The sequence below is a fragment of the Mycobacterium sp. 1245805.9 genome, from assembly GCF_001672915.1.
In the GTDB taxonomy this organism is placed as follows: Bacteria; Actinomycetota; Actinomycetes; order Mycobacteriales; family Mycobacteriaceae; genus Mycobacterium.
The window spans coordinates 1-26,876 of the sequence record NZ_LZKR01000095.1 but is presented as its reverse complement, the minus strand read 5'-3'; the positions used below and the strand labels follow the sequence as shown (position 1 = coordinate 26,876).

The 26,876-nt window shown below is 71.2% G+C and carries 26 protein-coding genes and 1 pseudogene; 13 read left to right on the top strand and 14 right to left on the bottom strand.

Annotated features, from left to right (window positions below):
• A partial coding sequence (locus A9X00_RS32515; RefSeq protein ID WP_197515160.1) for a hypothetical protein occupies nt 1-3,182 on the top strand: 3,182 nt, incomplete at its 5' end.
• A gap of 35 nt (nt 3,183-3,217) precedes the next feature.
• Here A9X00_RS32515 and A9X00_RS14090 read toward each other — a convergent pair.
• Nucleotides 3,218-4,087 (bottom strand): MaoC family dehydratase, encoded by an 870-nt coding sequence (locus A9X00_RS14090; protein ID WP_067154074.1) that lies wholly within the window; start codon nt 4,085-4,087, stop codon nt 3,218-3,220.
• A gap of 82 nt (nt 4,088-4,169) precedes the next feature.
• Between A9X00_RS14090 and A9X00_RS14085 the strand changes: the two genes are divergently transcribed.
• The 4 genes from A9X00_RS14085 to A9X00_RS14070 are packed head-to-tail and all read left to right on the top strand — an operon-like array spanning nt 4,170 to nt 8,587.
• Entirely contained in the window at nt 4,170-4,874 is a 705-nt protein-coding gene (locus tag A9X00_RS14085) for a histidine phosphatase family protein (RefSeq protein WP_067154071.1), read from the top strand.
• Between the two features lie 16 nt (nt 4,875-4,890).
• Nucleotides 4,891-6,843: an SDR family oxidoreductase gene (locus A9X00_RS14080; protein WP_067154068.1), complete on the top strand. Its 1,953-nt coding sequence runs from the start codon at nt 4,891-4,893 to the stop codon at nt 6,841-6,843.
• Nucleotides 6,844-6,885: 42 nt separating this feature from the next.
• Nucleotides 6,886-7,632, top strand: coding sequence for a 2OG-Fe dioxygenase family protein (locus A9X00_RS14075; RefSeq protein ID WP_082975223.1), 747 nt, complete (start codon nt 6,886-6,888; stop codon nt 7,630-7,632).
• 10 nt (nt 7,633-7,642) lie between these two features.
• Nucleotides 7,643-8,587, top strand: a complete 945-nt coding sequence (locus tag A9X00_RS14070; RefSeq protein ID WP_067154065.1) for a nucleoside hydrolase — start codon at nt 7,643-7,645, stop codon at nt 8,585-8,587.
• Here the strand turns inward: A9X00_RS14070 and A9X00_RS14065 are convergent.
• From A9X00_RS14065 to A9X00_RS14055, 3 genes are all read right to left on the bottom strand, one after another.
• The gene (locus tag A9X00_RS14065) at nt 8,550-8,834 is read right to left on the bottom strand and encodes a hypothetical protein (protein WP_156772083.1); all 285 of its coding nucleotides are present in this window, start codon (nt 8,832-8,834) and stop codon (nt 8,550-8,552) included. The genes A9X00_RS14070 and A9X00_RS14065 overlap by 38 nt on opposite strands.
• Before the next feature lie 76 nt (nt 8,835-8,910).
• On the bottom strand, nt 8,911-10,437 hold the full coding sequence (locus A9X00_RS14060; RefSeq protein ID WP_067154077.1) for a DNA polymerase Y family protein: 1,527 nt from the start codon (nt 10,435-10,437) through the stop codon (nt 8,911-8,913).
• Between the two features lie 35 nt (nt 10,438-10,472).
• Entirely contained in the window at nt 10,473-11,117 is a 645-nt protein-coding gene (locus A9X00_RS14055; protein WP_067154059.1) for a hypothetical protein, read from the bottom strand.
• A gap of 89 nt (nt 11,118-11,206) precedes the next feature.
• Between A9X00_RS14055 and A9X00_RS14050 the strand changes: the two genes are divergently transcribed.
• Nucleotides 11,207-11,794, top strand: a complete 588-nt coding sequence (locus A9X00_RS14050) for a hypothetical protein (protein ID WP_156772082.1) — start codon at nt 11,207-11,209, stop codon at nt 11,792-11,794.
• Here the strand turns inward: A9X00_RS14050 and A9X00_RS14045 are convergent, their stop codons facing one another.
• The 3 genes from A9X00_RS14045 to A9X00_RS14035 all read right to left on the bottom strand — a co-directional run bounded on the left by A9X00_RS14045 (nt 11,795) and on the right by A9X00_RS14035 (nt 13,880).
• The gene (locus A9X00_RS14045) at nt 11,795-12,022 is read right to left on the bottom strand and encodes a hypothetical protein (RefSeq protein ID WP_067154056.1); all 228 of its coding nucleotides are present in this window, start codon (nt 12,020-12,022) and stop codon (nt 11,795-11,797) included. It abuts the gene before it with no gap.
• A gap of 216 nt (nt 12,023-12,238) precedes the next feature.
• Complete coding sequence (locus A9X00_RS14040; protein ID WP_067154053.1) at nt 12,239-13,111, bottom strand: NAD(P)H-binding protein; 873 nt, start codon at nt 13,109-13,111, stop codon at nt 12,239-12,241.
• Nucleotides 13,112-13,127: 16 nt separating this feature from the next.
• Complete coding sequence (locus tag A9X00_RS14035) at nt 13,128-13,880, bottom strand: SDR family oxidoreductase (RefSeq protein WP_067154050.1); 753 nt, start codon at nt 13,878-13,880, stop codon at nt 13,128-13,130.
• A gap of 108 nt (nt 13,881-13,988) precedes the next feature.
• On the opposite strand from A9X00_RS14035, the gene A9X00_RS14030 reads away from it, so the two are divergent.
• Nucleotides 13,989-14,603 carry a TetR/AcrR family transcriptional regulator gene (locus A9X00_RS14030; protein ID WP_067154076.1) on the top strand — a complete coding sequence of 205 codons (615 nt, stop codon included), beginning with the start codon at nt 13,989-13,991 and terminating at the stop codon, nt 14,601-14,603.
• A 10-nt stretch (nt 14,604-14,613) separates the two neighbouring features.
• On the opposite strand, the gene guaA is transcribed toward A9X00_RS14030, so the two are convergent.
• Genes guaA through A9X00_RS14010 form a run of 4 tightly spaced genes read right to left on the bottom strand, consistent with a single transcriptional unit; the run spans nt 14,614 to nt 19,832 of the window.
• Nucleotides 14,614-16,194 carry a glutamine-hydrolyzing GMP synthase gene (gene guaA, locus A9X00_RS14025; protein WP_197515161.1) on the bottom strand — a complete coding sequence of 527 codons (1,581 nt, stop codon included), beginning with the start codon at nt 16,192-16,194 and terminating at the stop codon, nt 14,614-14,616.
• A gap of 10 nt (nt 16,195-16,204) precedes the next feature.
• Nucleotides 16,205-16,582 carry an SRPBCC family protein gene (locus A9X00_RS14020; RefSeq protein WP_067154044.1) on the bottom strand — a complete coding sequence of 126 codons (378 nt, stop codon included), beginning with the start codon at nt 16,580-16,582 and terminating at the stop codon, nt 16,205-16,207.
• Nucleotides 16,579-19,407: an RND family transporter gene (locus A9X00_RS14015; protein WP_304441555.1), complete on the bottom strand. Its 2,829-nt coding sequence runs from the start codon at nt 19,405-19,407 to the stop codon at nt 16,579-16,581. The genes A9X00_RS14020 and A9X00_RS14015 overlap by 4 nt, the downstream gene beginning before the upstream one ends.
• Nucleotides 19,404-19,832, bottom strand: a complete 429-nt coding sequence (locus tag A9X00_RS14010; RefSeq protein WP_067154038.1) for an MmpS family transport accessory protein — start codon at nt 19,830-19,832, stop codon at nt 19,404-19,406. The genes A9X00_RS14015 and A9X00_RS14010 overlap by 4 nt, the downstream gene beginning before the upstream one ends.
• A gap of 191 nt (nt 19,833-20,023) precedes the next feature.
• Here A9X00_RS14010 and A9X00_RS14005 point away from each other — a divergent pair, with 191 nt between their 5' ends.
• Genes A9X00_RS14005 through A9X00_RS13995 form a run of 3 tightly spaced genes read left to right on the top strand, consistent with a single transcriptional unit; the run spans nt 20,024 to nt 22,276 of the window.
• The gene (locus A9X00_RS14005) at nt 20,024-20,821 is read left to right on the top strand and encodes an SDR family oxidoreductase (protein WP_067154035.1); all 798 of its coding nucleotides are present in this window, start codon (nt 20,024-20,026) and stop codon (nt 20,819-20,821) included.
• Nucleotides 20,822-20,833: 12 nt separating this feature from the next.
• Nucleotides 20,834-21,670 carry an SDR family oxidoreductase gene (locus A9X00_RS14000; protein ID WP_067154032.1) on the top strand — a complete coding sequence of 279 codons (837 nt, stop codon included), beginning with the start codon at nt 20,834-20,836 and terminating at the stop codon, nt 21,668-21,670.
• A 12-nt stretch (nt 21,671-21,682) separates the two neighbouring features.
• Nucleotides 21,683-22,276, top strand: coding sequence for a TetR/AcrR family transcriptional regulator (locus A9X00_RS13995; protein ID WP_067154029.1), 594 nt, complete (start codon nt 21,683-21,685; stop codon nt 22,274-22,276).
• On the opposite strand, the gene A9X00_RS13990 is transcribed toward A9X00_RS13995, so the two are convergent.
• Nucleotides 22,277-23,473, bottom strand: coding sequence for an acyl-CoA dehydrogenase family protein (locus A9X00_RS13990; RefSeq protein WP_067154026.1), 1,197 nt, complete (start codon nt 23,471-23,473; stop codon nt 22,277-22,279). It lies immediately after the preceding gene.
• Between the two features lie 60 nt (nt 23,474-23,533).
• On the opposite strand from A9X00_RS13990, the gene A9X00_RS13985 reads away from it, so the two are divergent.
• The gene (locus A9X00_RS13985) at nt 23,534-24,178 is read left to right on the top strand and encodes a TetR/AcrR family transcriptional regulator (RefSeq protein ID WP_067154023.1); all 645 of its coding nucleotides are present in this window, start codon (nt 23,534-23,536) and stop codon (nt 24,176-24,178) included.
• Here the strand turns inward: A9X00_RS13985 and A9X00_RS13980 are convergent.
• Nucleotides 24,175-24,747, bottom strand: a complete 573-nt coding sequence (locus A9X00_RS13980) for a TetR/AcrR family transcriptional regulator (protein WP_067154021.1) — start codon at nt 24,745-24,747, stop codon at nt 24,175-24,177. The genes A9X00_RS13985 and A9X00_RS13980 overlap by 4 nt on opposite strands.
• A gap of 73 nt (nt 24,748-24,820) precedes the next feature.
• Between A9X00_RS13980 and A9X00_RS13975 the strand changes: the two genes are divergently transcribed.
• A complete protein-coding gene (locus A9X00_RS13975) occupies nt 24,821-25,924 on the top strand; it encodes a cytochrome P450 (protein ID WP_067154018.1) in 1,104 nt (367 codons plus the stop codon).
• 324 nt (nt 25,925-26,248) lie between these two features.
• Here the strand turns inward: A9X00_RS13975 and A9X00_RS31900 are convergent.
• Nucleotides 26,249-26,605, bottom strand: a pseudogene (locus A9X00_RS31900) (PPE domain-containing protein); the annotation flags it as partial.
• Between A9X00_RS31900 and A9X00_RS13965 the strand changes: the two are divergent.
• The coding region (locus A9X00_RS13965; RefSeq protein WP_369830750.1) for a PPE domain-containing protein at nt 26,592-26,876 on the top strand (285 nt) is incomplete at its 3' end. The pseudogene A9X00_RS31900 and the gene A9X00_RS13965 overlap by 14 nt on opposite strands.

Below are 26,876 nucleotides of genomic sequence, written 5' to 3'. Positions count from 1 at the left end.
GGGCCACCAATGCCCAGGGCAACGGCGGCAACGGCGGCATCGGCGGGCACGGCGGGGCCGGCGCCCGGCTGTACGGCAACGGCGGCGACGCCGGGTCCGGCGGGACAGGCGGCCAAAACACCGCCAGCCAGGCCGGCGGTGCCGGTGCGCACGGCGGAACCGGCGGGAATGCCGGGTTGATCGGCAGCGGCGGGCACGGCGGGGCAGGCGGCGCGGGCGGGAACCAAGCCGGCGGCCAAGGCAGTGGCGGCGCCGGCGCCAGTGGCGGGTCCGGCGGTAACGGCGGGTGGTTGTACGGCAACGGCGGCGACGGCGGAGCCGGCGGCGCCGGCGGGAAGAATGCCGCGGGCGGGACCAACTCCGCCGGCGGGGCAGCCGGTGACGGTGGCGCCGGCGGGAGCGCCCGGCTGATCGGTGCCGGCGGTCACGGTGGGCAGGGCGGAGCCGGCGGCAACACGCTCGGCAGGCAGACCGGCGCTGTCGGCGGCGCCGGCGGACACGGCGGCTCGGGCGGGAACGGCGGCTCGCTGTACGGCGACGCCGGGGCCGGCGGTGCCGGCGGGAATGGCGGGAGCAACACCGCGGCCCCCGGCGGCTCCCTCCACAACGGCATCAGCGGCGGCGCCGGGGGCAAGGGCGGTGACGGCGGGAGCGGCGGTAACGCCGGCCTATTCGGCAGTGGCGGCACCGCGGGGAGCGGCGGCAATGGCGGCGGCGGTGGCGGCGCCCAAATCGGCACCGACGGCACCGCCTCCGCCGCGGGCGGCACCGGCGGTACCGGCGGGGCCGGCGGCAACGGTGGCACCGGCGGGGCCGGCGGCCACAGCGGTCTGCTGACCGGCAATGGCGGCAGCGCCGGCAGCGGCGGTACCGGCGGCGGCGGCGGTACCGGCGGCAGGGGCGGCAGCGACGGCGGCGCCGGGGGCGGCGCCGGCGGCAATGGCGGGGCCGGCGGTGTCGGCGGCAGCGGGGGGACCGGTGCAGCGGGCACGCTGGTCGGCCAGGGCGGGAACGCCGGCTCGGCCGGCGGCGGTGGCAAAGGCGGGACCGGCGGCAATGGCGTTGCTTCCACCGTCGGCGGCAGCACCGGCCACAATGGCGGCGGCGGCGGCACCGGCGGCAACGGCGGCGCCGCCGGAACGGTCGGCTCCGCGGGCACCGGCCTCCTGGGCAACGGAAGTGCCGGCAGCGCGGGCACCGGCGGGGGCGGCGGGACCGGCGGCAACGGCGCGGCCGGCGCCCAGGGCGCCAACGCGGCGAACAGCGGCGAAACCGGACACACCGGCGGCTCCGGCGGGGCCGGTGGCCAGGGTGGCCAGGGCGGCTCCGGCAATGGCGGCACCAACGGCTCCGGCGGGACCGGCGGCAACGGCGCGGCCGGCGCCAAGGGCGGCAACGGCTGGAACGACGACGGCACCAACGACGCCACCGCCGGCGGCATCGGCGGCAAAGGCGGCGACGCCGGCGCCGGTGGCGCGGCAGGGACCGGGGGCAGCGGCGGCAGCGTCGGCGCGGCCGGCACCGGCGGCAAAGGGGGCGACGGCGGAACCGGCGGCAACGGCACCCAAGGCGCCGACGCCGGCAACAGCGGCGAAACCGGCCACACCGGCGGCGACGGCGCGGCCGGCGGCAAGGGCGGCGACGGAGGCGCCGGCAATGGCGGCACCAACGGCTCCGGCGGAACCGGTGGCAATGGCGGCACCGGTGGCCAGGGCGGCGCCGGATGGAACGACGACGGCACCAACGACGCCACCACCGGGGGCGACGGCGGTAAGGGCGGCGGCGCCGGCGCCGGCGGGGCGGGCGGCACGGGCGGCACCGGGGGCAGCGCGGGCGCCTACGGCACGGGCGGCCACGGCGGCACCGGCGGTACCGGTGGCGCCGGCGGCCAGGGCGTCGACGGCACCGCCGGCAACACGGGCGGCCAAGGCCACACCGGCGGCGACGGTGGCCAGGGCGGCCAGGGCGGCAACTCCGGCGCCGGGGGCACCAGCGGCTCCGGCGGGGTCGGCGGCCAGGGCGGCCAGGGCGGCCAGGGCGGCACCGGCTTCAACGACGACGGCCTGGGCAACCTCGCCACCACCGGCGGCGTCGGCGGCACCGGCGGCAACGCCGGCCAGGGCGGCAGCGCCGGCAGCGGCGGCACCACCGCGGGCACCGCGGGCGCCTACGGCACCGGCGGCCAGGGCGGCCAAGGCGGCACCGGCGGCACCGGCGCCCAGGGAGCCGGTGGCACCGCCGGCAACACGGGCGGCCAAGGCCACACCGGCGGCGACGGTGGCCAGGGCGGCCAGGGCGGCAACTCCGGCGCCGGCGGCACCAGCGGCTCCGGCGGGGTCGGCGGCACGGGCGGCCAGGGCGGCCAGGGCGGCACCGGCTGGGACGACGACGGCACCAACGACGCCACCGCCGGCGGCACCGGCGGCACCGGCGGCAACGCCGGCCAGGGCGGCAGCGCCGGCAGCGGCGGCACCACCGCGGGCAGCGCCGGCGCCTACGGCACCGGCGGCCAGGGCGGCACCGGCGGCACCGGCGGGGCGGGCGCCCAAGGCGCGGCGGGGCCGGGCGGCAGTCCCGGCAACCCCGGCGGTACCGGCGGGACCGGCGGCGACGGGGCCCGCGGCGGCCAAGGCGGCCAGGGCGGCAATTCGGGGGCCGGCGGCACCGACGGTTCGGGCGGTGTCGGCGGCGAAGGCGGCCACGGCGGCCAGGGCGGCACTGGGGGCAACGGCAACTTCGAGAACGGTGGCCAAGGCGGCCAAGGTGGTGACGGCGGCGGCGGTGGACTGGGCGGCGTTTCGGGCAGCGGGGGCGACAACGCGGCCCAGGCCGGCAAGGGCGGAACCGGCGGCACCGCTGGCAACGGCGGCGACGGCGGCAACGGCGACATCTTCATGACCGGCGGCACCGGGGGCCAAGGCGGTCAAGGCGGCCTGGGCGGCACCGGTGGCGGCACCGGGGGCGCCGGCGGCGACGGCGGCCAGGGTGGCGACGGCGGCACGGGCGGGCAAGGCGGAAACTCCGGCACCGGCGGCAATGGCGGCAACGGCGGCGACGGCGGCGACGGCGGTGCCGGCGTCAGCGCGCCGGGCGGCCAAGGCGGACCAGCCGGCGGGGCCGGCCAGGGCACTGCACCCGGCGGCACCGACGGCAACCCGGGCAACCCCGGCAACCCGGGCTGATTTCGGGGACCGCCACCGCGGGCGGGACAGCGCGACTAGCCCACGTACTCCACGGCGCCGTCGTCCAGCACCACGCGGGCGGGGTTGCCTTCGGCCCCGGACGCCTCGGTGCGGAACACGGCCTTGCCCGGCTCGGTGCGCCAGATCAGCGTGGTCAGCGTCTCGCCGGGAAACACCGGCGAGCTGAACCGCGCATCGATCGAGGTGACGTTGGCGGCGATTCCCTTGCCCAGCTCGGCGACCAGCGCGCGGCCCGCCACCCCGTAGCTGCACAGCCCGTGCAGGATCGGCTTGGGGAAGCCGGCCAGCTCGCGGGCGAACCACGGGTCGCTGTGCAGCGGGTTGCGGTCGCCGGACAGCCGGTAGATCAGCGCCTGATCCTCACGGGTGGGCAGCGGGAGGCGGGCGTCGGGCTCGCGGTCGGGGAACTGCGGCGCGACGGGCCGCTGGCCCGGCACTCCCCCGAAACCGCCGGCGCCACGCACGACGAAGGTGGTCGTCGTTTCGGCGATCAGCGTGCCCGAGTCCGGGTCGGTGCCATGCGCGCGCAGCATCACGACCGCGTTCTTCCCCTCGCCCTTGTCCTGGATGTCGGTGACCTCGGAGACCACCGACAGCTTTCCCGCGGGCGGCAGCGGCGCGTGCAACCGGACGCCCTGCGATCCGTGCAAGAGCATGGCCCAGTTGAACGTTCCGATCTTGCCCGCCGCCCCGAATGCCGGGCTGCAGATCACGGCGTAGGTCGGCAGCACCTGCTGGGGTATGTCGTGGCTGTTCTCGGTGGTGAACGACAGGTCGTCGGTCCCGCAACCGACGCCGAGCGCGTAAAGCAGCGTCTCCCGGTCCGTCCACTCGAACAGCATTGGGTCGCTCACCGCGCCAACCGCACTCGGGTCAATCGCCATAGGACTCTCCTTTCGAGGATTTTCTGCACCTAACCATCGCAAACCCTTCCCCCCGGCACCGTCGGCAGGGCAGGCTATCGACATGCGCAAGGGGAGCATGTCCTGGAAATTCGTAGCCGTGCTCGCCGCGGCGATGATCGTCGGCGCCTGCGGCGGATCACCACAGGTGCGCAGCATCACGATCACGTTCATCCGGCATGCGCAGTCGGAGGCCAACGCCAGCGGGATCATCGACACCAGCGTGCCGGGCCCCGGCCTGAGCCCGGAGGGCAAGTCCCAGGCCGAGCAGGTCGCGCACCAGCTCGGCCGCGAGCACTACGACGCCGTGTACGCCTCGACCATGGCCAGGGCCCAGCAGACCGCCGCGCCGCTGGCCGCCGAACTCGGCAAGCAGGTCGAGGTGCTGCAGGGCATCCAGGAGATCAACGCCGGCTGGTTCGAGGGCAAGCCGATTTCGATGGACCCGACGACCTATCTGCTGGCCCCCGCGGACTGGCTGGCCGGCGACACGCAGAACAGAATCCCCGGGTCGATCTCCGGCAAGGAGTTCAACGACCGGTTCACCGCGGCGGTGCAGAAGATCTACGACAGCGGCCACAGCAAGCCGGTGGTGTTCGCGCACCTCTACTCCATTGAGTACTGGGTGCTGATGAACGTGAAGAACGCCAAGGACAGCCTGCGCACCAGCCACCCGCTGCCCAACACCGGCCGCGTGGTGATCAGCGGCAACCCCGCGACCGGCTGGACGCTCGAGGATTGGGACGGAATCCGCAACTTCAACGGCTGACCGCTACCATGGCCGAATGCGGTATGTCGTTACCGGCGGTACCGGGTTTATCGGGCGCCGTGTCGTCTCTCGCCTGCTAGCCACCGAGCCCGATGCCGAGGTGTGGGTGCTGGTTCGCCGCCGGTCGCTGGGACGGTTCGAGCGACTGGCCGCCGGCTGGGGCGAACGGGTCAAGCCGCTGGTCGGCGAGCTGCCGGAGCTCGGCCTGACCGACGAGACGCTGGCCGAGCTGGGCCACGTCGACCACCTGGTGCACTGCGCGACGGTCGACGCCGCGGGCACCCGCGCGGTCGTCGAGCTGGCGCGGCGGCTGGACGCCACGCTGCATCACGTGTCGTCGATCGCCGTGGCGGGCGACTTTCGCGGCGAGTACACCGAGGACGACTTCGACGTCGGCCAGCGGCTGCCGACTCCCTATCACCGGACGACGTTCGAGGCCGAGGCGCTGGTGCGCTCGACACCAGGGCTGCGCTACCGCGTCTACCGCCCGGCGGTCGTGGTCGGCGATTCGGTCACCGGCGAGATGGACAAGGTCGAGGGGCCGTACCACTTCTTCGGCATATTGTCGGCGCTGGCACGCCTGCCCAGGTTCACCCCGATCGTGCTGCCCGACACGGGGCGCACCAACATCGTCCCCGTCGACTACGTCGTCGACGCCCTGGTGGCGCTCATGCACGCCGAGGGGTACGACGGCCGGACATTCCACCTGACCGCGCCGAAAACCGTTGGGCTGCGTGGCATTTACCGCGGCGTCGCCAAGGCGGCCGGGCTGCCGCCGATGCGCGGGTCGCTGCCCGGGTCGGTGGCCGCGCCGGTGCTCAAGGTGCGCGGGCGCGCCAGGGTGCTGCGCAACATGGCGGCCACCCAGCTCGGCATCCCCGCCGAGATCTTCGACGTCGTCGACCTGAAGCCCACGTTCGTCAGCGACGAGACCCGGGAAGCGTTGCGGGGCACCGGGATCGAAGTGCCCGAGTTCGCCAGTTACACGCCCCGGCTGTGGCGGTACTGGGCCGAGCACCTCGACCCCGACCGCGCGCGGCGCGACGACCCGAATGGGCCGCTGCAGGGGCGGCACGTCATCATCACCGGCGCGTCCAGCGGCATCGGGCGGGCGTCGGCGCTCGCGGTCGCCGAGCGGGGTGCGACGGTGTTCGCGCTGGCGCGCAACGCCGACGCGCTCGACGAGCTGGTCGCCGAGATCCGCGCGTGCGGCGGGCAGGCGCATGCGTTCGCCTGCGACGTCACCGATTCCGCGTCGGTCGAGCACACCGTCAAGGACATCCTGGGCCGCTTCGACCACGTCGACTACCTGGTCAACAACGCCGGCCGGTCGATCCGCCGCTCCGTGGTCAACTCGACCGACCGGCTGCACGACTACGAGCGGGTGATGGCGGTCAACTACTTCGGCGCGGTGCGAATGGTGCTGGCGCTGCTGCCGCACTGGCGCGAGCGCCGGTTCGGTCACGTGGTCAACGTGTCCAGCGCGGGCGTGCAGGCCCGCAACCCGAAATACAGCTCGTACCTTCCGAGCAAGGCGGCGCTGGACGCGTTCGCCGACGTCGTCGGGTCGGAGACGCTGTCCGACCACATCACGTTCACCAACATCCACATGCCGCTGGTCCGCACGCCCATGATCGCGCCGTCGCACCGGCTCAACCCGGTGCCCGCGATCAGCCCCGAGCGGGCGGCGGCGATGGTGGTGCGCGGCCTCGTCGACAAGCCGGCCCGCATCGACACGCCGCTGGGCACGCTGGCCGAGGCCGGCAACTACTTCGCGCCCAGGACGTCGCGGCGCATCCTGCATCAGCTGTACCTGGGCTACCCGGATTCCGCCGCGGCGCGCGGGGTGCCCGAAGCGCCACCGACGAACCGCCAGCCGAAGCGCCCGGCGCGCGGCGTCACCGCCGGGATCCGCACGCCGCGACCGGTCAAGCGGCTGGTGCGACTGGTGCCCGGAGTGCACTGGTAAACGCGGGGTTTTAGCCCGACCGGATTGCGGTATTCCGGCGCGATGGTCCTTAGCGAAAAGTGGACGGACGCCGACCCGGTGGCCGCCGCGGGCCGGCAGGTCGCCACGACGGGCGTCGCCGTGCTGCCCGCGTTCGACGTGACGCGCAGCCTGGAGGTGGGCCGCGAGGAGTGGACCCGGTTCGCCCGGCACTGGCGGCAGCTGGCGCCCGACCCCTACGCGGCGGAGCTGGGGCTGCGGCGGCTGCGCCGCTACGGCCAGTACTCGTTTCGCGACGGCGTGCTGCGCCCGATGCCCAAGCTCGCGTTCGTGCAGCCGCAGGACTCCAACCCGCTCTACGTCGGCAGGGACCGCGAGTTCGAGCCGCTGACCGATGCATTCGCCGCGGATCGCCTGCTGCACAAGGTGATCGGGCTGCTGGCCCGGGTGGCCGCCGCGCTGGACGACGTGGCCGACTGGAACGTCAAGGTGCACCCGTTTCGCATCCGATGCTGCGCGGACGACGGGGACGACAGAGGCAGCCCAACGCCCGAGGGCCTGCACCGCGACGGCGTCACCCTGGTCAGCTCGCTGTTGGTCGGGCGGCGCAACGCCATCGGCGGCGAGAGCACGGTGTGCGACCTCGACGGTCGCCAGTTGCTGGCGACGACGCTGGCCGAGCCGGGGACGCTGATGCTGGGCGACGACCGCCGCACCCTGCACGCGGTCTCGCCGATCCGGCCGATCGACGGCTCCGGTCCGGCGCAGCGCGACGTCCTGGTGATCACGTTCGCGTCGGCCTGGCCGTAAACTCACGGCGGTGAACCGCGTTTTCGTCGACGTCGACACCGGCATCGACGACGCGATGGCGTTGATCTACCTGCTGGCCAGCCCCGACGCCGACGTCGTGGGCATCGCCTCGACCGGCGGCAACATCCACGTGGAGCAGGTCTGCGAAAACAACCTGCGCTTGCTCGAATTGTGCCGGGCCCCAGCCATACCGGTGTCCAAGGGCGCCGACGACCCGCTGTGCGGCCACTGGCCGCATCACTCGAAGTTCCACGGCCCCAAGGGTTTGGGCTACGCCGAGCTGCCCGGCACCGACCGGACGCTCACCGACCACGATGCCACCGAGGCGTGGGTGGCCGCGGCACGCGCCCGCCCCGGTGAGCTGGTCGGGCTGGTCACCGGCCCGCTGACCAACCTGGCGCTCGCGCTGCGCGCCGAACCCGCGCTGCCGGCGCTGCTGCGACGGCTGGTGATCATGGGCGGCTCGTTCGGAGACGCCAACCCGATGGCCGAGTGGAACATCCGGGTGGATCCCGAGGCGGCCGGCGAGGTCTTCGCCGGCTGGGCTGGGCAGCAACAACTTCCGATCGTCTGCGGCCTGGACCTCACCCGCCGCGTCGCGATGACGCCGGAGATTCTGGCCGAGCTCGCGGCCGCCTGCGGTCCGTCACCGTTGGTCGGCGTGATCGAGGACGCGATGCGGTTCTACTTCGAGTCGCACGACGCCCGCGGGCACGGCTACGTCGCCTACATGCACGACCCGCTGGCCGCCGCGGTGGCGCTGGACCCGCAGCTGATAACGACCCGGGCGGCGACGGTGGACATCGAGCTGGCGGATGTCCCGACCCAGGGCGTGACGGCCCCCGATTGGTCGGGCGAGCGAAAAGCCAACGCGCTGATCGGCGTTGACGTGGACGCCGCGGCGTTCTTCGAGCGGTTCATCGAGCGGGTCGGGCCGTTCGCGCGTCGAATCTGACCGAGCGGATGTCGATCAGGTTGTCGGGCTGGTCCGAGGCCGGGCGGCGGTTGCCGGCGACATGGCGATAAGACCAGACCAGGTCCCCGGCCTCGCTGCCGACTTTGGCTACGGCCCTGGACGCGGCCTCGGACACCGCGCCGGCCATCCGGCCCAGGTGCAGCACCGTCGCCTCCGCGGCTTCCAGGACGGCGCCCGTTCCTCGCGTAAGGACGGCGTCAACCTGCCGGACGATTTCAGTCGCCACTCCATACTCCTTCACCGACCACCGAATGACTTCGACCACCACGGTACCGAAGGTTTGAACACGTTGAGTCGCAGCGCTACTCGTAGGCCCCCTCGAGGTACCAGCGCCGCTGGCGGTAGCACAACAGAAAAGCCCGCTCGTCCTCCAGCAGGACCTGGGCGCGGGCGGCGCGGCTCTTAGCCTCGGGATCCCACCACCGCTCGTCGACCGGCCACGGCCCGGCCCACCAGCGCAGTCCATGGTCCCGGCCGCGCACGGTCAGATGGGCGGGATCGGCCGAGAACATCCCCCGGGCGGTGACGCGTATCGGATTGCCTTGGGCGTCAAGCAGATCCACCGGGTCGTCCAGCAGCACCGCCGGCGACGGCTCGGGCAGCTGACCGGGCCACGGCGGACCCGGGTCGGCGCGCGGTACCGGCTCGTCGCCCAGCGGGGTCAGCGTGATGCGTTCGGCGGGCCCCCGCCCGCCGGACAGCACCGGCACCCGCACCGCCTCCGGGCCGAGCAGGCCCTGCACCCGCACCAGCGCCCGGCGGGCGCGCAGCCTGTCCTCCTCGCCGAGCCCACCCCACAGCGGCAACTGCAGCGCCTCGGCGGACACCACCTCCACCGCCTGCAGCCGCAACAGCGTCACCGGTGCGGTCGGGCGATCCCGGACGGTCCGGCTGCTCAGCCATCCGTCCAGCTGCCAGCGCACCCGATCGGCGGTGGCGTCCTCGGTCAACGGTTCCGCGCACCGCCATACCCGTTGCAGCTCTTCGCCGTTGGCGGTGACGGCGTGGATGGCCAGCCGGGTGCAGCCCACCCCCGCGGCCATCAGCGCCTGGTGCAGCGCGCCGGCCAGGAAGCGCCCGGCGAAGGCCGCGGCGTCGACCCGGTCGATCGGCGGGTCGCAATCCAGCACCGCCTCGAGTTCCGGCGGCGGCTCGCGCCCGGACGGCCCACGCTCGGGTTCGCCGCGGGCGAACCGGTGCGCGGCCACCCCGTCGGCGCCGAACCGGGAGGCCACGTCGGTCCGGGACAGCGCGGCGAACTGCCCGATGGTGCGAATCCCCATCCGCCACAACAGATCCGTCAGCTCCTCTCGCCCCGGGCCGGACAGGCTCGGCTCGGTGGCGAGCTGCCGGATCGACAGCACCGACAGAAACCTCGCGTCGCCCCCCGGCTCGACGATCCGGCCCGCCCGCGCGGCGAAGACCGCGGTGGACAACTGGTCGGCGATGCCCACCTGGCACTCGGCGCCGGCCGCAGCGACCGCGTCGATCAGCCGCTCGGCGGCCTGCTCCTCGGACCCGAAGTAGCGGGCGGCCCCGCGCACCGGCAGCACCAGCAGCCCGGGCCGCAGCACCTCGGCGCGGGGCACCAGGTCGTCGACCGCGGCGATCACCGGTTCGAAGAAGCGGGCGTCGCGGTCGGCGTCGGCCGGCGCGACGTGCAGCTGCGGGCACCGCGCCGCCGCCTCCCGTCGCCGCAGCCCGCGCCGCACTCCCGCCGCGCGGGCGCCCGAGGAGCAGGCGATCACCCGGTTGGCCAGCGTGACGGCGATCGGGGCGGTCGCGGGCAGGTCCGCCGCGGCCGCCGCCGCGACCGCGGGCCAGTCCATGCACCAGATCGCCAGGGCCCGGGATGCCACGGGAGTCACCCCGCCCGCGCCCGGCCGATCACCCGCCTGCCCGCGCACACCCCGCTGACCTGCAGCCGCACCTTGCCGATCCGCCCGAATCCCGGCCGGCCGCCCCCCGCGATCTCGTAGCCGCAGACCCGCGCCGCGAGCCGCGTCGGCGCGCCCTGCCAGTCGCCGTCGGTGACCAGCAGGGTGCACCCCTTGTTGCGGGCCCGCGCCACCACCGCCCGCGCCCGGGTGTGCGGCACCTGCCGCCCGCCCAGGCCGAGCACCACCAGGTCCATGCCGTCGATGAGCACCGCGGCCACCTCGACCGGATCGGTTCCGGGATCCGGTATCACCGCGAGCCGGCTCAGGTCCGCCCCCATCTCCGCCGCGGCCAGCAGCCCGATGTCCGGCTGGCCGACGATGGCGACGTTGCCCCCGGCCGCCGTCACCGAGGCCACCATGCTCAGCAGCAGCGACCGGGCCCCCGACAGCACCGCCACCGTTCCGCGCGGCAACGGCACCGGCAGCGACTCCGCCAGCCACCGCGGGAGCGCCACCACGGATGCCGAATCCGGCAGCGGGTCCGGGGCTCGCCCGGACATTGCAGCCATCCGCCGGCGCAGCGATTCCAGCTGCTCAGCGCGGTGATCGGAGGCCAAAGCCGCGGTCATGACTGCCTCCTGTTCGAATGTATGTTCGATACATTTGCGAGTAAACACCCACCCTCCGACAAGCGTCAAGAAACGTGAGAGGCTGCTTTATGCGCTCGGTGCTGGTGTGGCTGATGGTGCTTTTTTGCTGCACTTTTCCCGCCCCAAGCGCCGCCGCGCCCTGCCGACCGGCGGAGGTGTTCGCCGCCGACAACGCCGATCCCCTGTTCGAGGCGCAGGCCACCGTGACGATCGCGCTGAGCGGCGCGACGGTGACGGGATCGACCCCGCTCGACGGCGTGTACTGGTCGAGCGCGCTGCAGCGGAACACCCTGGAGCGCTCGCGGGAATTTCACCTGTGCGGCGGCGACGGCTCGGTGCACACCGCCGCCGAGGCGCTACGCCGCCAGTTCAACCAGGAAGCGGTGCTGACCTTCGACTACGAGCCCGCACCGGAGGAGGACGCGATCATCATCGCCGTGCCGGGCGTCGACGTCGCCCGCTTCGGCGACGCGCTGGCGGCCGCCCCGGTCGCCCGCGACCGCATCCGGGGCGGATCCGTCACCACCACCGACCACACCCTGATCCTGGTCGCCGGCAACGACGATCGAGACGTCGCCCGACGACTCGTCGCCGAGGCCGGCGGGAACTGGGCCGCGGCCGAGATCGCCTACGGCAAACGCGAATTCGTGGAGTGACTACTCCTGCGCGAGGAGAAATGCCGGGTGGCGGTGCTGTTCGGCCTGGAAAGCGCCCGGGCCGTCGCTCGGGGCGGCGTTGAACGCGGCCCGGACGAACGGGATGAAACCGAATTGGCGTCGCAGGTGCATGGCGACCTCGGCGCGGCGGTTGTCGGTGACTTCGGTGCAGTGGACGGTTTCCGTCCGGCGCCCGCGTCGGATGACAGCGGTGCCGGCGTCCCGCACGTTGGCGACCCACCCGGTTTCGACCGTACATCGACACCAGCCAGCGCCCGCCGTCGTGGTGGAAGACGACCACGGGGACGGAGCGCAGCGTTCCGCTGCGCCGGCCGCGGCTCTCGAGAAGGTACAGGGAGCCAAGGGGAATGCCGGCGCGCAGCAGCGCGGCCGGGACTTTGGAGAAGCGCAGCATCGCCGCGGGAAGCTCGGGTCGAGGTTTGCTCACTTGAGCGCCCCGCCGTCGGCCGGAAGCAGCTCGCGGTTGTCGCGCAGCCAGTCGGCGTAGCTGCGGGGCGGACGCCCGAGCAGGTTCGCCAGGGTGGGGGTGTCGTACCAGTGGCCTTGGCGCACAGTGCGAAAGACTTCGTGCAGGATCTCGATCACTGGTGCGGGCACCCCGCCGTCGGCAAGGTCGCGGTCGAAGACGTCCACGGTGCAATCGTCGAACCCGATCGGCCGGTTCAAGGTTGCGGAAAGGTGCTCGGCGATCTGGGGGCCGGTGATGGTCTGGCCGGTGAGTTCGTAGATGCGGGAGGCGTGGCCATCGGTGGTCAGGATCAGCGCCGCGGCCGCGGCGACGTCGTGCGGATCGACGATGGTCAGCGGCTGACCGCCCAGGGGTTCGCGAACGGTCGCCTCGGCAAGGATGCCGTGCCAGGTGAACGGCACGTCGGTCATGAATCGGGTGGGGCGCAAGATGGTCCAGTCGACGGCCAGGCAGCGGAGGCGCCATTCGTTGGCGCCATGCGCGGTGAACAGCGGGTTGTGGAAGCGGCCGGCACCGAAGTTGGACAGGTAGACGATGTGGCGGGCGCCGGCTTGCTCGGCGGCGACGAACGCGTTGATCTCCAGTTGTTCCATGTCCGGTGTCGGTGGGGCCAACACGAACACCCGCTCGGCTCCGTCGAACGCGGCGGTCAGCGACCGGGGGTCGGTCAGGTCGGCCACTGCCACCTCGACGGAGGGCGGGAGCGTGGCGGCTTTGGACGAATCACGAATCAGGGCCCGGACCGGGCGCCCGGCGGCGGCGAGCTGGGTGACGAGGTGGCGTCCGATCGTGCCGGTCGCACCGGTCACCACAATCGTGTCGGTCATGGGGGTCTTCTTCCGCTCAGAGGGTGGCGGCCAGGCCGCCGTCGACACGGATGTCTTCGCCGGTGATGAAACTCGCCTCGGGCGAGACCAGGAAGGCGATGAGGCGCGCGGTCTCGTCCTCGACGCCGAAGCGGCCCAACGGAATACGCTGCGGCAACAGGGCTCTGAAGCCTTCCAATTCGCCGGGCGGCAGCCCGAGTTTGCCGAAGGCGGCGTTGTCGATCGGGCCCGGGCTCACCGAATTCACCCGGATCCCACGCGGCGCGAGTTCGGCGGCCAGCGCACGCCCCATGGCCGCCAACGCGCCCTTGGTGGCGGTGTACACCGACCAGTTCGGGGCGCCCAGATACGTCCCGACCGCACTGGTGATGACGACCGACCCGCCCGACGGCAGCAGCGGCAGCACCCTCTGCAGAGTGAAGAACGGGCCCTTCACGTTGACCGCGAAGTGCTCGTCGAAGATCCGTTCGTCGACGGCCTCGATCGGCAGCATCCGCCCGACGCCCGCGTTGAGCACGACAGCATCGACACCGCCCCACCGCCGCCGCAATTCATCAGCGATCAGATCGGCCGACGCGACGTCCGCCGAGTCCGCCTGCAGCACAACGATATCGGCGGGCATATCGTCACGGGCGGCTGCCAGCCTGGCCGGGTTGTTGCCGGTCACCAGCACGGCGTAACCCCGTTTGTGTAGCGCCACTGCGCTCGCGTATCCGATGCCGGTGGTGCCGCCGGTGACGAGCACGACTGGTTGTGCCGAACCGCCCATCCTCTTACCCCTCGCTATTTTTGTAAGTTTCCCTACAGAAATAGTGGCGGGGCGCAAGCGACCGTGTCAAGGCTTTATGTAGTATGAACTACAGAAATGGAGGAGGACATGGCGAAGCGGGGCCGACCGCCGGGATTCGACCGGGACGAGGCGCTGCACAGCGCGATGATGTTGTTCTGGGAACGCGGCTACGAGGGCACCACCCTGGAGGACCTGCAGGCTGCGATGGGCGATATCAGCGCGACCAGCCTGTACCACGCGTTCGGGTCCAAAGAGGCCCTGTTTCGTCAAGCCGTCGATGCCTACCAGCAGACAGTCGGCGCGCCCGCGCTGGCCGCGTTGCAGGAAACGCCGACCGTTCGCGAAGCCCTGCACGAGATGCTTCGACTCACCGCCGAATCCTTCAGCCGCACAGGGCAACCCCGCGGATGCTTGCTGGTGCTGGGTGCAACGAATTGCACGCCGGCCAATAGGGGGGCGCAGGACTACCTGCAGGCCATCCGCCGGCAGACCCCGAAAGTCATCAAGGCGCGGCTCGCCCGTGCGGTCGACGAGGGTGAATTGGCGCCATCGACCGACATCGACACCATCGCATCGTTCTACGCCACGGTGATTCACGGCCTGGCCGTGCGCGCGGGCGACGGCGCCTCCCGCAAAGCGCTCATGGCTGCGGTCACGGCCGCGATGGCCGCCTGGCCGGGCCTCACGACGGCGCGGGCATAAAACCGCCGGGCTACTCCCACTCGATGGTGCCGGGCGGCTTGCTGGTGATGTCCAGCACCACGCGGTTGACCTCGGGCACCTCGTTGGTGATCCGGGTCGAGATGCGCTCCAGCACTTCGTAGGGCACCCTCGTCCAGTCGGCGGTCATGGCGTCCTCGCTGGACACCGGCCGCAGCACGATCGGGTGGCCGTAGGTCCGGTTGTCGCCCTGCACGCCGACCGAGCGGACGTCGCCCAGCAGCACGACCGGGCACTGCCAGATCTGCTTGTCCAGGCCGGCGGCGGTGAGCTCCTCGCGCGCGATCGAGTCGGCGCGCCGCAGCGTGTCCAGCCGCTGCGCGGTAACCTCGCCGACGATCCGGATGCCCAGGCCCGGTCCCGGAAACGGCTGGCGCGCAACGATTTCCTCGGGCAGGCCGAGCTCGCGCCCAACCGCGCGGACCTCGTCCTTGAACAGCAGCCGCAGCGGCTCGACGAGCTTGAACTTCAGGTCGTCGGGCAGGCCGCCGACGTTGTGGTGGCTCTTGATGTTCGCGGTGCCGCTGCCCCCGCCGGACTCCACCACGTCGGGATACAGCGTGCCCTGCACCAGGAAATCCACCTGAGAATCCGTGTCTGCCCCCTCTTCTTGCAAGATGTCGCGCACCGCGCCCTCGAACGCCCGGATGAACTGGCGGCCGATGATCTTGCGCTTGCCTTCGGGATTAGTCACGCCCGTCAGCGCCTGCAGGAAGGTGTCCGCGGCGTCGACGGTGACCAGGTTGGCGCCGGTGGCGGCGACGAAGTCGCGCTGCACCTGGTCGCGCTCGCCGGCGCGCAGCAGGCCGTGGTCGACGAAGACACAGGTCAGTCGGTCGCCGATGGCGCGCTGCACCAGCGCCGCGGCCACCGCCGAGTCCACCCCGCCGGACAGCCCGCAGATGGCGTGGCCGTCACCGATCTGGGTGCGCACCTGCTCGACGAGCGCGTCGGCGATGTTGGCCGGCGTCCACTCCGCGCCGAGCCCGGCGAAGTCGTGCAGGAACCGGCTGAGCACCTGTTGCCCGTGTGGGGTGTGCATCACCTCCGGGTGGTACTGCACCCCGGCCAGGCGCCGGGCCCGGTTCTCGAAGGCGGCGACGGCGGCGCCCGCGCTGCTGGCCACCACGTCGAACCCGGCCGGCGCCGCGGTGACGGCGTCGCCGTGGCTCATCCAGACCGGCTGGACGTCGGGCAGGCCCGAATGCAGTTCGCCGCCAACCACTTTCAACTCGGTGCGGCCGTACTCGCTGGTGCCGGTGTGCGCGACCGTGCCGCCGAGCGCCTGCGCCATAGCCTGAAACCCGTAGCAGATCCCGAACACCGGCAGCCCGAGGTCGAACAGCGCCGGGTCGAGCTGTGGGGCCCCCTCGGCGTAGACGCTGGCCGGTCCCCCGGACAGCACGATCGCCGCCGGGTCCCGGTCCTTGATCTCCTCGACCGTGGCGGTGTGCGGGATGACTTCGGAAAACACCCGCGCCTCGCGGACCCGGCGGGCGATCAACTGCGCGTACTGCGCGCCGAAGTCGACGACCAGCACGGGCCGGGGTGCAGGGGTTTCCACGGCTGCCAGCTTAGTGGCATCAGTGACCGCCGGGTTCGAGCCAGCTCCTGGTGTGACTCAGCAGGGTGCCGGCGTCGGTTTCGGCGGCCAGCTCGAACTCGACCGACATCGCGGGCACGTCGGGGGCGTACTGCACCCAGCACAACCGCCGGCACGGCTGCATCGAGGTCACGCGGCACAGCGCGGTGTCGTCGCGGCCGTTGCGGCGGCGGATCAGTCGAAACGACGTGCCGACCCGGAGGCGGTCCTCGCCGGCGGAGTGCTGCACCGCGTCCCACGCGTCATACCAGTCCGTGATGCCGGCGACGCGGGTGATCAGTTCCCACACCTCGTCGGGCGGCGCGGCGATGCGTACCGACTCGGACAGCCTCCGGCTTCTGGCACGGCGGCGGATCATGGGTGCACGCTTTCGGTGAGGGCCCGCACTGGAACGGCCGGCGTCACAGGGCGGTGACCGGAGCGCACTCTTTGCGGCCACCAGAACCACCGCCCGAGCAGGGCGGCGATCGACGGTGTCATCAGCGAGCGCACGATGAGCGTGTCGAAGAGCAGTCCGATGCCGACGGTGGTCCCGAACTGGCCGATCATCCGCAGGTCGCTGAACACGAAGGACGACATGGTGAACGCGAACACCAGGCCCGCCGATGTCACCACTGCCCCGGTTCCGGCCATCGCGCGGATGATTCCGGTCTTGATTCCGGCGCCGATCTCCTCTTTGAACCGCGAGACGAGCAACAGGTTGTAGTCCGAGCCCACGGCCAGCAGCACGATCAGCGCCATCGCTATGACCAACCAGTGCAACGGAATACCGAGGACGTCTTGCCACACCAGCACCGACAGCCCGAACGACGATCCCAGCGACAGCACCACGGTGCCGATGATGACCATGGCCGCGACGACGCTGCCGGTGATGACCAGCATGATGATGAAGATCAGGCAGGCCGCGGCGATTCCCGCGATCAGCAGGTCGTACTTGGCCGCGTCGCTCATGTCCTTGTACGTCGCGGCGGTGCCACCCAGGTAGATCCTGGCGTCTTCCAAGGGGGTCCCCTTGAGGGCGTGATACGCGGCCTTCTTGATCGCGTCGACGCGCGAGACGCCTTGGGGCGTAGCGGGATCCCCGTCGTGGGTGATGATCAGGCGCGCGGCCTTGCCGTCCGGCGAAAGGAACATCGCCAGGCCGCGTTTGAAGTCGGGGTTGTCGAAGACCTCCGGCGGCAGGTAGAACGAGTCGTCGTTCTTGGCCGCGTCGAAGGCCTGCCCCATCGCGGCGGCGTTCTGCTGCGCGGCGTCCATCTGGTCCAGCAGGCCCGCGAACGTGCTGTACATCGTCATGGTCATGGTTCGCATGGTCGTCGTCGCGTCGATGATCGGCGGCAGCAGCGAGATCAGTTGCGGCATCAGGCTGTCCAGCCGGTCGGTGTCCTTGACCAGACCGGCCAGATCGTCGGTGAGCGTGTCGACGCCGTCGAGCGCGTCGAATGCCGATCGCAGCGCCCAGCAGACGGGGATGTCGAAGCAGTGCTGCTCCCAGTGGAAGTAGGCGCGCAGGGGCCGGAAGAAGTCGTCGAAATCGGCGATGCGATCGCGCACTTCGGTCGTGTCGTCGACGATCCGCTTCGTCTGGCCGGCGACGTCGTGGGTGGTGGCGGCGAGCTCGCGCATCAGGGCGAGCATGCGTTGCATGGTGTCGATGACGCCGGTCATCTGGTCGGCGATGGCCCGCATGTCGGCCATCCGGTCATGCATGTACTTCATGTTTTCGGTCAGCGTGGTGCCCTGCATGCTGATCTGAAACGGTATGGAGGTGTGCGTGATTGGGGCGCCCAACGGCCGGGTGATGGACTGAACGCGGGCGATACCGTCGGCCCCGAACACGCCCTTGGCCAACCGGTCCAGGACGAGCATGTCGGCGGGATTGCGCATGTCGTGGTCGGCCTCCACCAACAGCAGGTCGGGGTTCAGCCGGGCGGGTGAGAAGTGCCGGTCGGCCGCGGCGTACCCGATGTTGGACGGCGTGACCCGGGGTAGGTAATTGCGGTCGTTGTAACTCGTCGTGAACGACGGCAGGGCCAGCAGCCCGACGAGCGCGGTCGCCGACGACGCCGCGAGGATCGGCGCGGGCCACCGGACCACGGCGGTTCCCAGCCGCCGCCATCCCCGCGTCTTCATTTTCCGTTTGGGATCGAACAGGCCGAATCGGCTGCCCAGCGTGACGATGGCCGGACCCAGCGTGAGCGCGCCCGCCACCATGGTGAACATCCCGATCGCGCACGGCGCGCCCAGCGTTTGGAAATAGGGCAGCCGGGTGAAGCTGAGGCAGAACATCGCGCCGGCGATGGTCAGGCCCGAGCCGAGCACCACATGGGCGCTGCCGCCAAACATGGTGTAGTAGGCCGCCTCCCGGTCCTGGCCGGCCTGCCGCGCCTCCTGGTATCGGCCCACGATGAATATCGCGTAGTCGGTGCCCGCGGCGATGGCGAGAATCGGCAGGATCTGGACCGCGAAGGTGGACAGCCCGATAATCCCGTAGCTTCCGAGAAACGCGATCACCCCCTGCACGGCGGGCAGTTCGATGAAGACCATCAGCAAGGTCAGCAGGACGGTGACTAACCTGCGGTACACGATCAGCAGCATCAGCACGATGACCCCGACCGTCACGCCCATCACCTTGCGCGCGCTCTTGTTGCCGAACTCGAGCTGATCGGTGGTCACGGCCGCCGGTCCGGCGACGTACGCTCGAACCCCGTTGGGCGCCACCGCGCTTGACACGATCCCCCGGACGGCGTCGACGGACTCGTTGGCCAGCGTCTCGCCTTGGTGGCCCGCCAGATAAACCTGGACGTAGGCGGCCTTGCCATCGGCGCTCTGCGCCCCGGCCGCGGTGAGCGGATCGCCCCAGAAGTCTTGAATGTGCTCGACGTGCTTGCGGTCGCGCGCGAGCCTGCGCATCAGGTCGTCGTAAAACCGGTGCGCCGCGTCGCCCAGCGGCGCCTGGCCTTCCAGCACCACCATGACCGCGCTGTCGGAGTCGAATTCCCCGAACACCTGGCCGACGCGCTTCATCGCCTGTATCGCCGGGGCGTCATCGGGGCTCATCGACACGGCGTGCGCCTCCCCGACCGCTTCCAGTTGCGGCACAACGATATTGGTGACCGCGGCCAGCCCGAGCCAGAAGAGCAAGATGGGCACCGACAGGCGGCGAACCGTTCGCGCGATCACGCGGACTTCACTAGGCAAAAGGTTTGCGGGTGGATCCCCGCTACCGTTCGCTGGGCCTTGACGTCGCCGTTCACGGTGATTCGGCAGCCGATCACGTCACCGTCGCCCTGGGCCACGACGTTCACGCTCACCGCCGGGGCGGTCGTGGCCACGCTGTAGGTCCACGGCAGCCGCGTGCCGTCAGCCCGCTGGGGTGCGGCGTCGACGTCGAGATAGTTGATGTCCGCTATGGTCCCGTCCGGTCCGAAGACCTGCAGCGTCACGTGCTTGGGGTTGAAGGGCTTGATGTCATCGGGGTGAGCGCCGACGGCCGACGTGCCGCCGCGAGCGCCGAAGGCGCCGTGCAGCCGGTGGACGGCGAAGCCCGCGATGGCGACCAGGACCACGACGACCAGCGGAATCCACGCGCGTTTGACGACACCCATCCTCGCCCCGTTCGTTACTAAGTTGGTTAACTAACAGTTACGCTAGCCGCCGCGACCGCTCCGGGGCAAGACAACGCCCACCAATGCATCCGTTTTAGCGCCAGGACTTCCTGGTGATATCGCCTCGCACTTGTCGACGTAAACTCCCGATGCTAAGTTGTGTAACTAACTTGATCCGGAGGTTCCAAGCCATGAGCATCAGTGCAGATCGGTTCGGCCCATGGGCGGTCGTGACGGGCGCGTCGTCGGGAATCGGACGCGAATTCGCCCACCAAATCGCCGATTCGGGCATCAACGTGGTCCTGGTCGCGCGGCGCCTGGCCGTGCTGCAGGAGCTGGGCGAGGGGCTCAGCCGGGGCTACGGCGTCGACTACCGGGCGGTCGGTGTCGACCTGTCCAACCCGAGCTCGCTCACCCCAATCGCCGAGGCCACCAACGACATCGACGTCGGGCTGCTGGTCTCCAACGCGGGCGTGGCCCTGCCCGGCGCCTTCGTGGACTCCGACCTGCAGGCCCAGCGGGCGGTCCTGCGGCTGAACACCGCCGCACACCTGGGCTTGACCCATCACTTCGGTGAACGGCTGGCGCGGCGCGGCCGCGGCGGCATCCTGCTGGTCTCCGCGCTCGGGGCGGTGCACGGCGTGCCCTACATGGCGCACACCGCGGCGACCAAGGCCTACATCACCAGCCTCGGCGCCGGCCTGCACGGAGAGCTGGCCAAGCAAGGGGTGCACGTGACGGTGCTGCACCCGGGGCCCACCCGCACGCCGGCGCTGGGCGACCTGGGCCTCGACCCCGACAAGATGCCGATATCGCCCATGGCGCCGGACGTTTGCGCGCGCGAGGCGCTGCGCGCACTTGAGCGCAATCGCGCCAACTGCATACCGGGACGCGTCAACCGGGTGACCGCCGCGCTGGTGCCGGCGGCCGTCACCCGCTCGGTGATGTCGCGAATGTTGTTGCGGCCCACCCTGACCCAGGCTCAATAGGTCGTCGAATACATGGACAAGCCCATCTGCCTCATCACCGGAGCCACCGACGGCATCGGCAAGGTCACCGCGACCGAGCTCGCCCGCACCGGCTACGCCGTCGTGCTGGCCGCCCGCAACGATGCCAAGGCGGCAAGCGTCACCAGCGAGATCGTCGCGTCGACCGGCAACCGCGACGTCGCCTACCTCACCGCCGACCTCACGTCGCTGGCGCAGCTGCACCGGTTGGCCGAGGCGTTCACGGCGCGCTACCCACGGCTGGACGTGCTGATCAACAACGCCGGGGTCGTCATGCCGCAACGCGCGCTGACCGAGGACGGATACGAGACGACGTTTCAGGTCAATTACCTGGCGCAGGTCTATCTCACCCACTTGCTGCTCCACGCATTGGAGAAAAGCCCGCAGGGCAGGATCGTCAACCTGAGCTCGAGCGTCTATCGCGCCGGCAAGTTCGACCCGGACGACCTGCAAAGCGAACGCCGTTTCTCAACGATCCGTGCCTACGCCGCGTCCAAACTTTGCGTGCTGCTGTTCACCATCGAACTGGCGCATCGCCTGCGGCCGACACGCGTCACCGCCAACGCCGCGCACCCCGGGATCGTCCGAACTCCGATGATGCGCGGGACCGAAGGGGTCTTTCGCGCGATCTCCGTTGCGGCGCTGCCGTTTTCCCGCTCCCCGGAGAAGGGCGCTGCCACGTCGCTGTTCCTCGCCCGCTCACCGGATGCCGCGCGGGCCTCCGGACAGTACTTCGTCAACGCCGAGCCGAGGACCATCAAGAGCGCCTACAACACGCCGCAGAACAGGGACTTGCTGTGGAACCTGAGCATGGGCGCGTGCCGTCTATAGTCCGTGAGTGATATGGCTGACTTAACCGACGCCGGCGAGGCCCCCTCGGCGCCGCCGCCCGGCAAGCGCGAGCGACTGATCGCCGCCGCCTGCGACCTGTTCTATCGGCAGGGCATCGCGGGCACCACGCTCGCGCACATCGCCGAGGCCGCCGAGGTGCCGCTGGGCAACATGTACTACTACTTCAAGACCAAAGACGACATCGTGGCCGCCGTCGTCGAGGCGCGCGCCGAGGAAATCCGGGCCGCGACCGCGGCCCTGCAGCGCAAGTACGGGAGCCCGAAGGCCCGTCTCAAGGCGCTCGTCGGGATGCTGGCCGAATCGGGCGAGGCCATCGCCGACCACGGCTGCGCCTTGGGGACCCTGTGCACCGAGCTGTCGAACCAGTCGGGGAAATCACCCGCCCTGACCGCCCCCCTGATGCAAACCCTGCTGGACTGGGCCGAGCAGCAATTCCACGCCATGGGCCGCCGCGACGCGCGCGACCTGGCGCGCGAGCTCGTCATCGCCTACGAGGGCAGCGCGGTGCTGACCAACGCGCTGGCGCAACCCGAGCTGATGGCGCAGCAGGCCCGGCGCATCGAAAAGTGGATCAACGCCCTGTAGTCACATCAGGTGTGTCGGCTGGGCGATGCCGAATCGGGTGTTGGCGTAACGCTTCAGCGCGGCCGGGCTGAAGTACACGTGCTGGCCGACGGTGTGCAGATCCCGGAAGCATCGCTGCAGCGGATGCGCGGCGTGCACCGCGCCCGCACCGGTCAGGCTGAACGCCGTGTCGACCGCCAGCCGCGCCGCCCGCATCACCTGCTGGGCGGCGAGTTGGAACCGGGCGCGCTGCTGAAGCGATGGCGCGTCGCCGGAGAGGGCGGTGTCCCACAGCGCGCCGGCCTCGTCGAGAACGAAGGCCCGCGCCGAGCGCAAACCCGCTTCGGCACCGGCGAACTCCACCTGCGCGACGGGGTCGTCGGCGAGCGGCTCGAACGTGCCGGCCCGCGCCTTCGTCGTCGCGAGGTCGGCGAATTCGTCGAGCGCGCGCCGCGCGATCCCGAGCGGGACGCCGACGAGGGCCGCTCCCACCATCGTGAAGAACGGCAGCCGCCACAGCGGACCGTCGGCGCGGGCCGGCTGGAAGAACGGGCTGATGGTGTGTTCTTCGGCGACGCGCAGACCCCGGGCCACCACGTCGTTGCTGCCGGTGGCGCGCAGCCCCAAAACGTCCCAGTTGTCGACGATTTCGGCGTCGGCGCGCGGGAAGAACGCCAGGCGCCAGTCCGGGCCCTGCCCGGCGATCATCCGCGGCGTGTCACCGTCGAACACGAACATCCCGGTCAGCAACCATTCGGCGTGCCGGCAGCCGCTGGCGAACGGCCAGCGGCCGTCGACGGCGAGTCGGCCCACGCCGTCGGGGACGGCCCGACCGGTGGGGGCGAAAACCGTGGCCGCCAAGAAGTCGGCGTTCGGGCCGAACAGGTCCTTGGCGACGGCCGGCTCGAGCCAGGCGGTGAAGGCCGGTGCGCCGGCGCCGATGGCCGCGATCCAGCCCGTCGAACCGTCGGCGCGCGCCAATTCCTCGATCATTTCGATGAATTCGGCGGGGGCCAGCTCGAATCCCCCGAGCGCGCGCGGCTGCACGGCCCGGAAGATACCGGCCGAGCGCAGCCGCCCGATGAGATCGAGCGGGAGCGTCCCGAGCGCCTCGGCCTCGTCGGCGCGCCGCGTGATTTCGGGCGCCAGGGCGCGCGCCACCGCCGTGGGATGGTCGCCGTCCTCCAGTGTGGCGGCGGGGCATGTCGCGGTCGTCATGTCGGATCTCTATTCTTGAGTACAGTATTCAGTATTCGATACAGGAGCATGTACTTAATTATGGGATCTGTCAAGGGCCGGCCTCCGCGCCGCTACGACTCGACCCGTCGTCGCCAACTGGCCCAACAGAATCGGCACGCCGTGCTCGCGTCCGCCCGCCAGCGCTTCCTGGCACAGGGCTACGCCGCGACCACCATCGCGGAGATCGCGCGCGACGCCGGCGTGTCGGTCGAGACGGTGTACAAGGCCTTCGCGACCAAGGCGGGCGTGCTCAAGGCGCTCTTCGACGTGTCGGTCGCCGGCGACGACGAACCGATCCCGATGGCCGAGCGAGACGTCATCCAGAAGGTGCGTGACGCCACGGAGGCGGCCCGCAAGCTCGAGCTCTACGCCAAGCACCTGGCCACCACCATGCCGCGCAGCGCCCCGGTCCAGCTGCTGGCTCGCGATGGCGCCGCATCCTCCCCCGACGCCGCGGAGGTCTGGAAGCAGATCAGGCACGAAACCCTCACGGCCATGACGATGTTCGCCGCCGGCCTCGCCGGCACCGGACAGCTTCGGGTCAGCGCCACCCAGGCGCGCGACATCCTATGGACGTACCACGCGCCCGAGCTGTACGAGCTTCTCGTCCTCGAACGCGGGTGGTCGGCCACCCGCTACGGCAAGTTCATCGCCCAGGCCTGGATCGACGCCCTGCTCGCCTAGCGCGATGCGGAACTGATCACGGCGTCGACGACGCCGCGGATGCGAGCGGCGGCTTGATCGGGGTCGGGCTGGCCGGCGTCGAGCCAGGCGATGACGGCGTCGATCGTCATCGTGGGCAGCAGTCGCGCCGCCCAGTTGCGCCATCGGTCGTCGGCGATGCCCGCCAGGTGGCGGCGGGTGATGTCGGCCGAGCCCTCCATGAGGGTGTCGATCGTGTCGCGGAACTCCGCTTCGCGCGCGGCATGGCGGTAGAGCAACCGGAAGGTGTCCGGATCCGCTGCGGCAGAGCGGATTAGCGCGGGGATGCTGGCGTCGTCGAAGTCGTCGGGGCCGGTGGCTTCGCGAAGCCGCGCGTGACCGCCCTCGATGACCTCTCGATACAGGTCGGCCTTCGAGGCGAAGTGCCGATACAGGATCACCGGGGTGACACCGGCCTCCGCGGCGATGGCGTCGAGCCCCGTGTTCGCGAACCCGCCGCGGGCGAAGGCGCGCGTGGCGGCCTCGAGGATCTGTTCCCGCCGCTGGGCGCGGGGCATCCGGCGGGTCGGCTCGGATCGGACCGCCGTCATCTCACCCTCCTCTTGTCTAGAGCATAGTGTACAAGTAATCTTGTATAACCTGAGCTATACAAGGGTAGGCGCCATGACATCCATTCGTCCGGTGCGCACACCGGTCGGCGACCAGGCCTGGCTGGTCACCGAATACGCCTTGGTGCGACGGCTGCTCGACGACGATCGCCTCGGCCGCTCCCACCGAAACCCTGAAACAGCCTCGCGCACAGGGGAATCCGCATTGTTCGGTGGCCCGCTGGGCAACTTCGACACCGAGGACGCCGACCACGTGCGGATGCGCGCACTGCTGCAGCCCCATTTCTCGCCGCGGCACCTGCGGTCGCTGGAACCCAGGGTGGCCGCGCTCACCACGAAACTGCTGGACGACCTTGCGGCGCAGGGCCCCCCGGCCGACCTGCACGCGCGGCTGGCGCTGCCCCTGCCCATCCTGGTGATCTGCGAGCTACTCGGGGTGCCCTACTCCGATCGTGACCAGTTCCGCGCCTGGGCGGAGGACGCCGGCAACGTGCGCGACCACGCCCGATCCGAGCGCGGGCTGGCCGAGCTGTTCGAGTACGGCCGCGGGCTGGTCGAGCGCAAGCGCTCCCATCCCGGCGACGACGTGATGACGCGGCTGTGCGCGACCGACGGCGTCTCCGACGAGGAGGCCGCCACGATGTCGATGTTCCTGTTATTCGCCGGGCACGAGACCACGGTGGTCCAGATCGGGCTCGGCACAATGCTTTTGTTGACGAACCGCGACCAGTGGCAGGCGCTTGTCGATGACCCCGCGCTGATCCCCAACGCCGTCGAGGAGCTGCTGCGAAAGACGGCGGGCGACAGCGCGGTGGGCGGCGTCCCCCGCTACGCGCGCACGGACTTCGACATCGACGGCGTGGCCATCCGCGCCGGGGACCTGGTGCTGCTGGACGTCGGAGCGGCCAACCACGACCCGGCGGTGTTCCCCGACCCGCAGCGCGTCGACGTCGCCCGCAAGGAAGCCGCCCACCTCACGTTCGGGCACGGCGCGCGCTACTGCATCGGGGCGCCGCTGGCCCGCATCGAGCTGAAAACCGTATTCGGGCAATTGATTCCACGATTTCCGTCGATGCGGCTGGCGGTCGATCCCGCGACGTTGCCCATGCGCTCCGACGTGTTGGCCGGCGGGCTCGCCGAACTTCCGGTGTCCTGGTGAGGGTCGCTACGGCGGGGGCGTACTGCTCGGAGGCGAAACAGGCGAATCCGTACCGGCCAGGACCGAAATGGTGTCACTGGCCACCGTCGCAGGCAACGCAGCGGCGTGAGTGGCGATATCCACCACCGCTCCGAAGTCGACCCGAACCGCTTGCACGACGCGCTGAGGAATCTGAGCGGGAGGAGCGTTGATTACAGTCGCGGTCGCGCCTTTGATGATGGTGACCTGCGAGTCGGCGTACATCCCGAAGGCACCCACGTCGGACTGGACCTTGGTGGCGACCTTTGCGGCGGTTTGAGGATTGAAGCCAGGGTTGAAGGACGTCGCGGGGGTCGCCTGGGCCGACGGCAACTGCTGCCACGGCGCCAGCTGGGCGGCCACGGCGGAGGCAGCGCCGTGATAGCCCGCCAGCGCCGCGACGTTCTGGGCCCACATCGACTCGTAGGCACCCTCCGCGGCCGCGATCGCCGGGGCGTTGAACCCGAACAGGTTCGACCGCACGAGCGACAGCAACTGACTGCGGTTGGCCGAAACGGCCGCCGGATGCGTGGTCGCCGCCCTGGCCGCCTCGAAGATCGCCGCCGTCGCATTGGCGTTTGCGGCCGCGCCGGCGGCCGGGGCGGCCGACCCGTTGAGCCACTGCGCGTACTGAGTGGCCACGGCCGCCATGGCCGCCGAGGCGAGCTGGGCCGGGTTGGGCGACGAGTTGGGGTCGGCGGCGGAGTCGTTTTCGTCGTTGACCTCGGGCCTGGCGGACGGACCCTGGCAGGGTCCGGCCTCGGCGGCCATGGCGGCCGTGGCCACTCAGTACGCGCAGTGGCTCAACGGGTCGGCCGCCCCGGCCGCCGGCGCGGCCGCAAACGCCAATGCGACGGCGGCGATCTTCGAGGCGGCCAGGGCGGCGCCCACGCATCCGGCGGCCGTTTCGGCCAACCGCAGTCAGTTGCTGTCG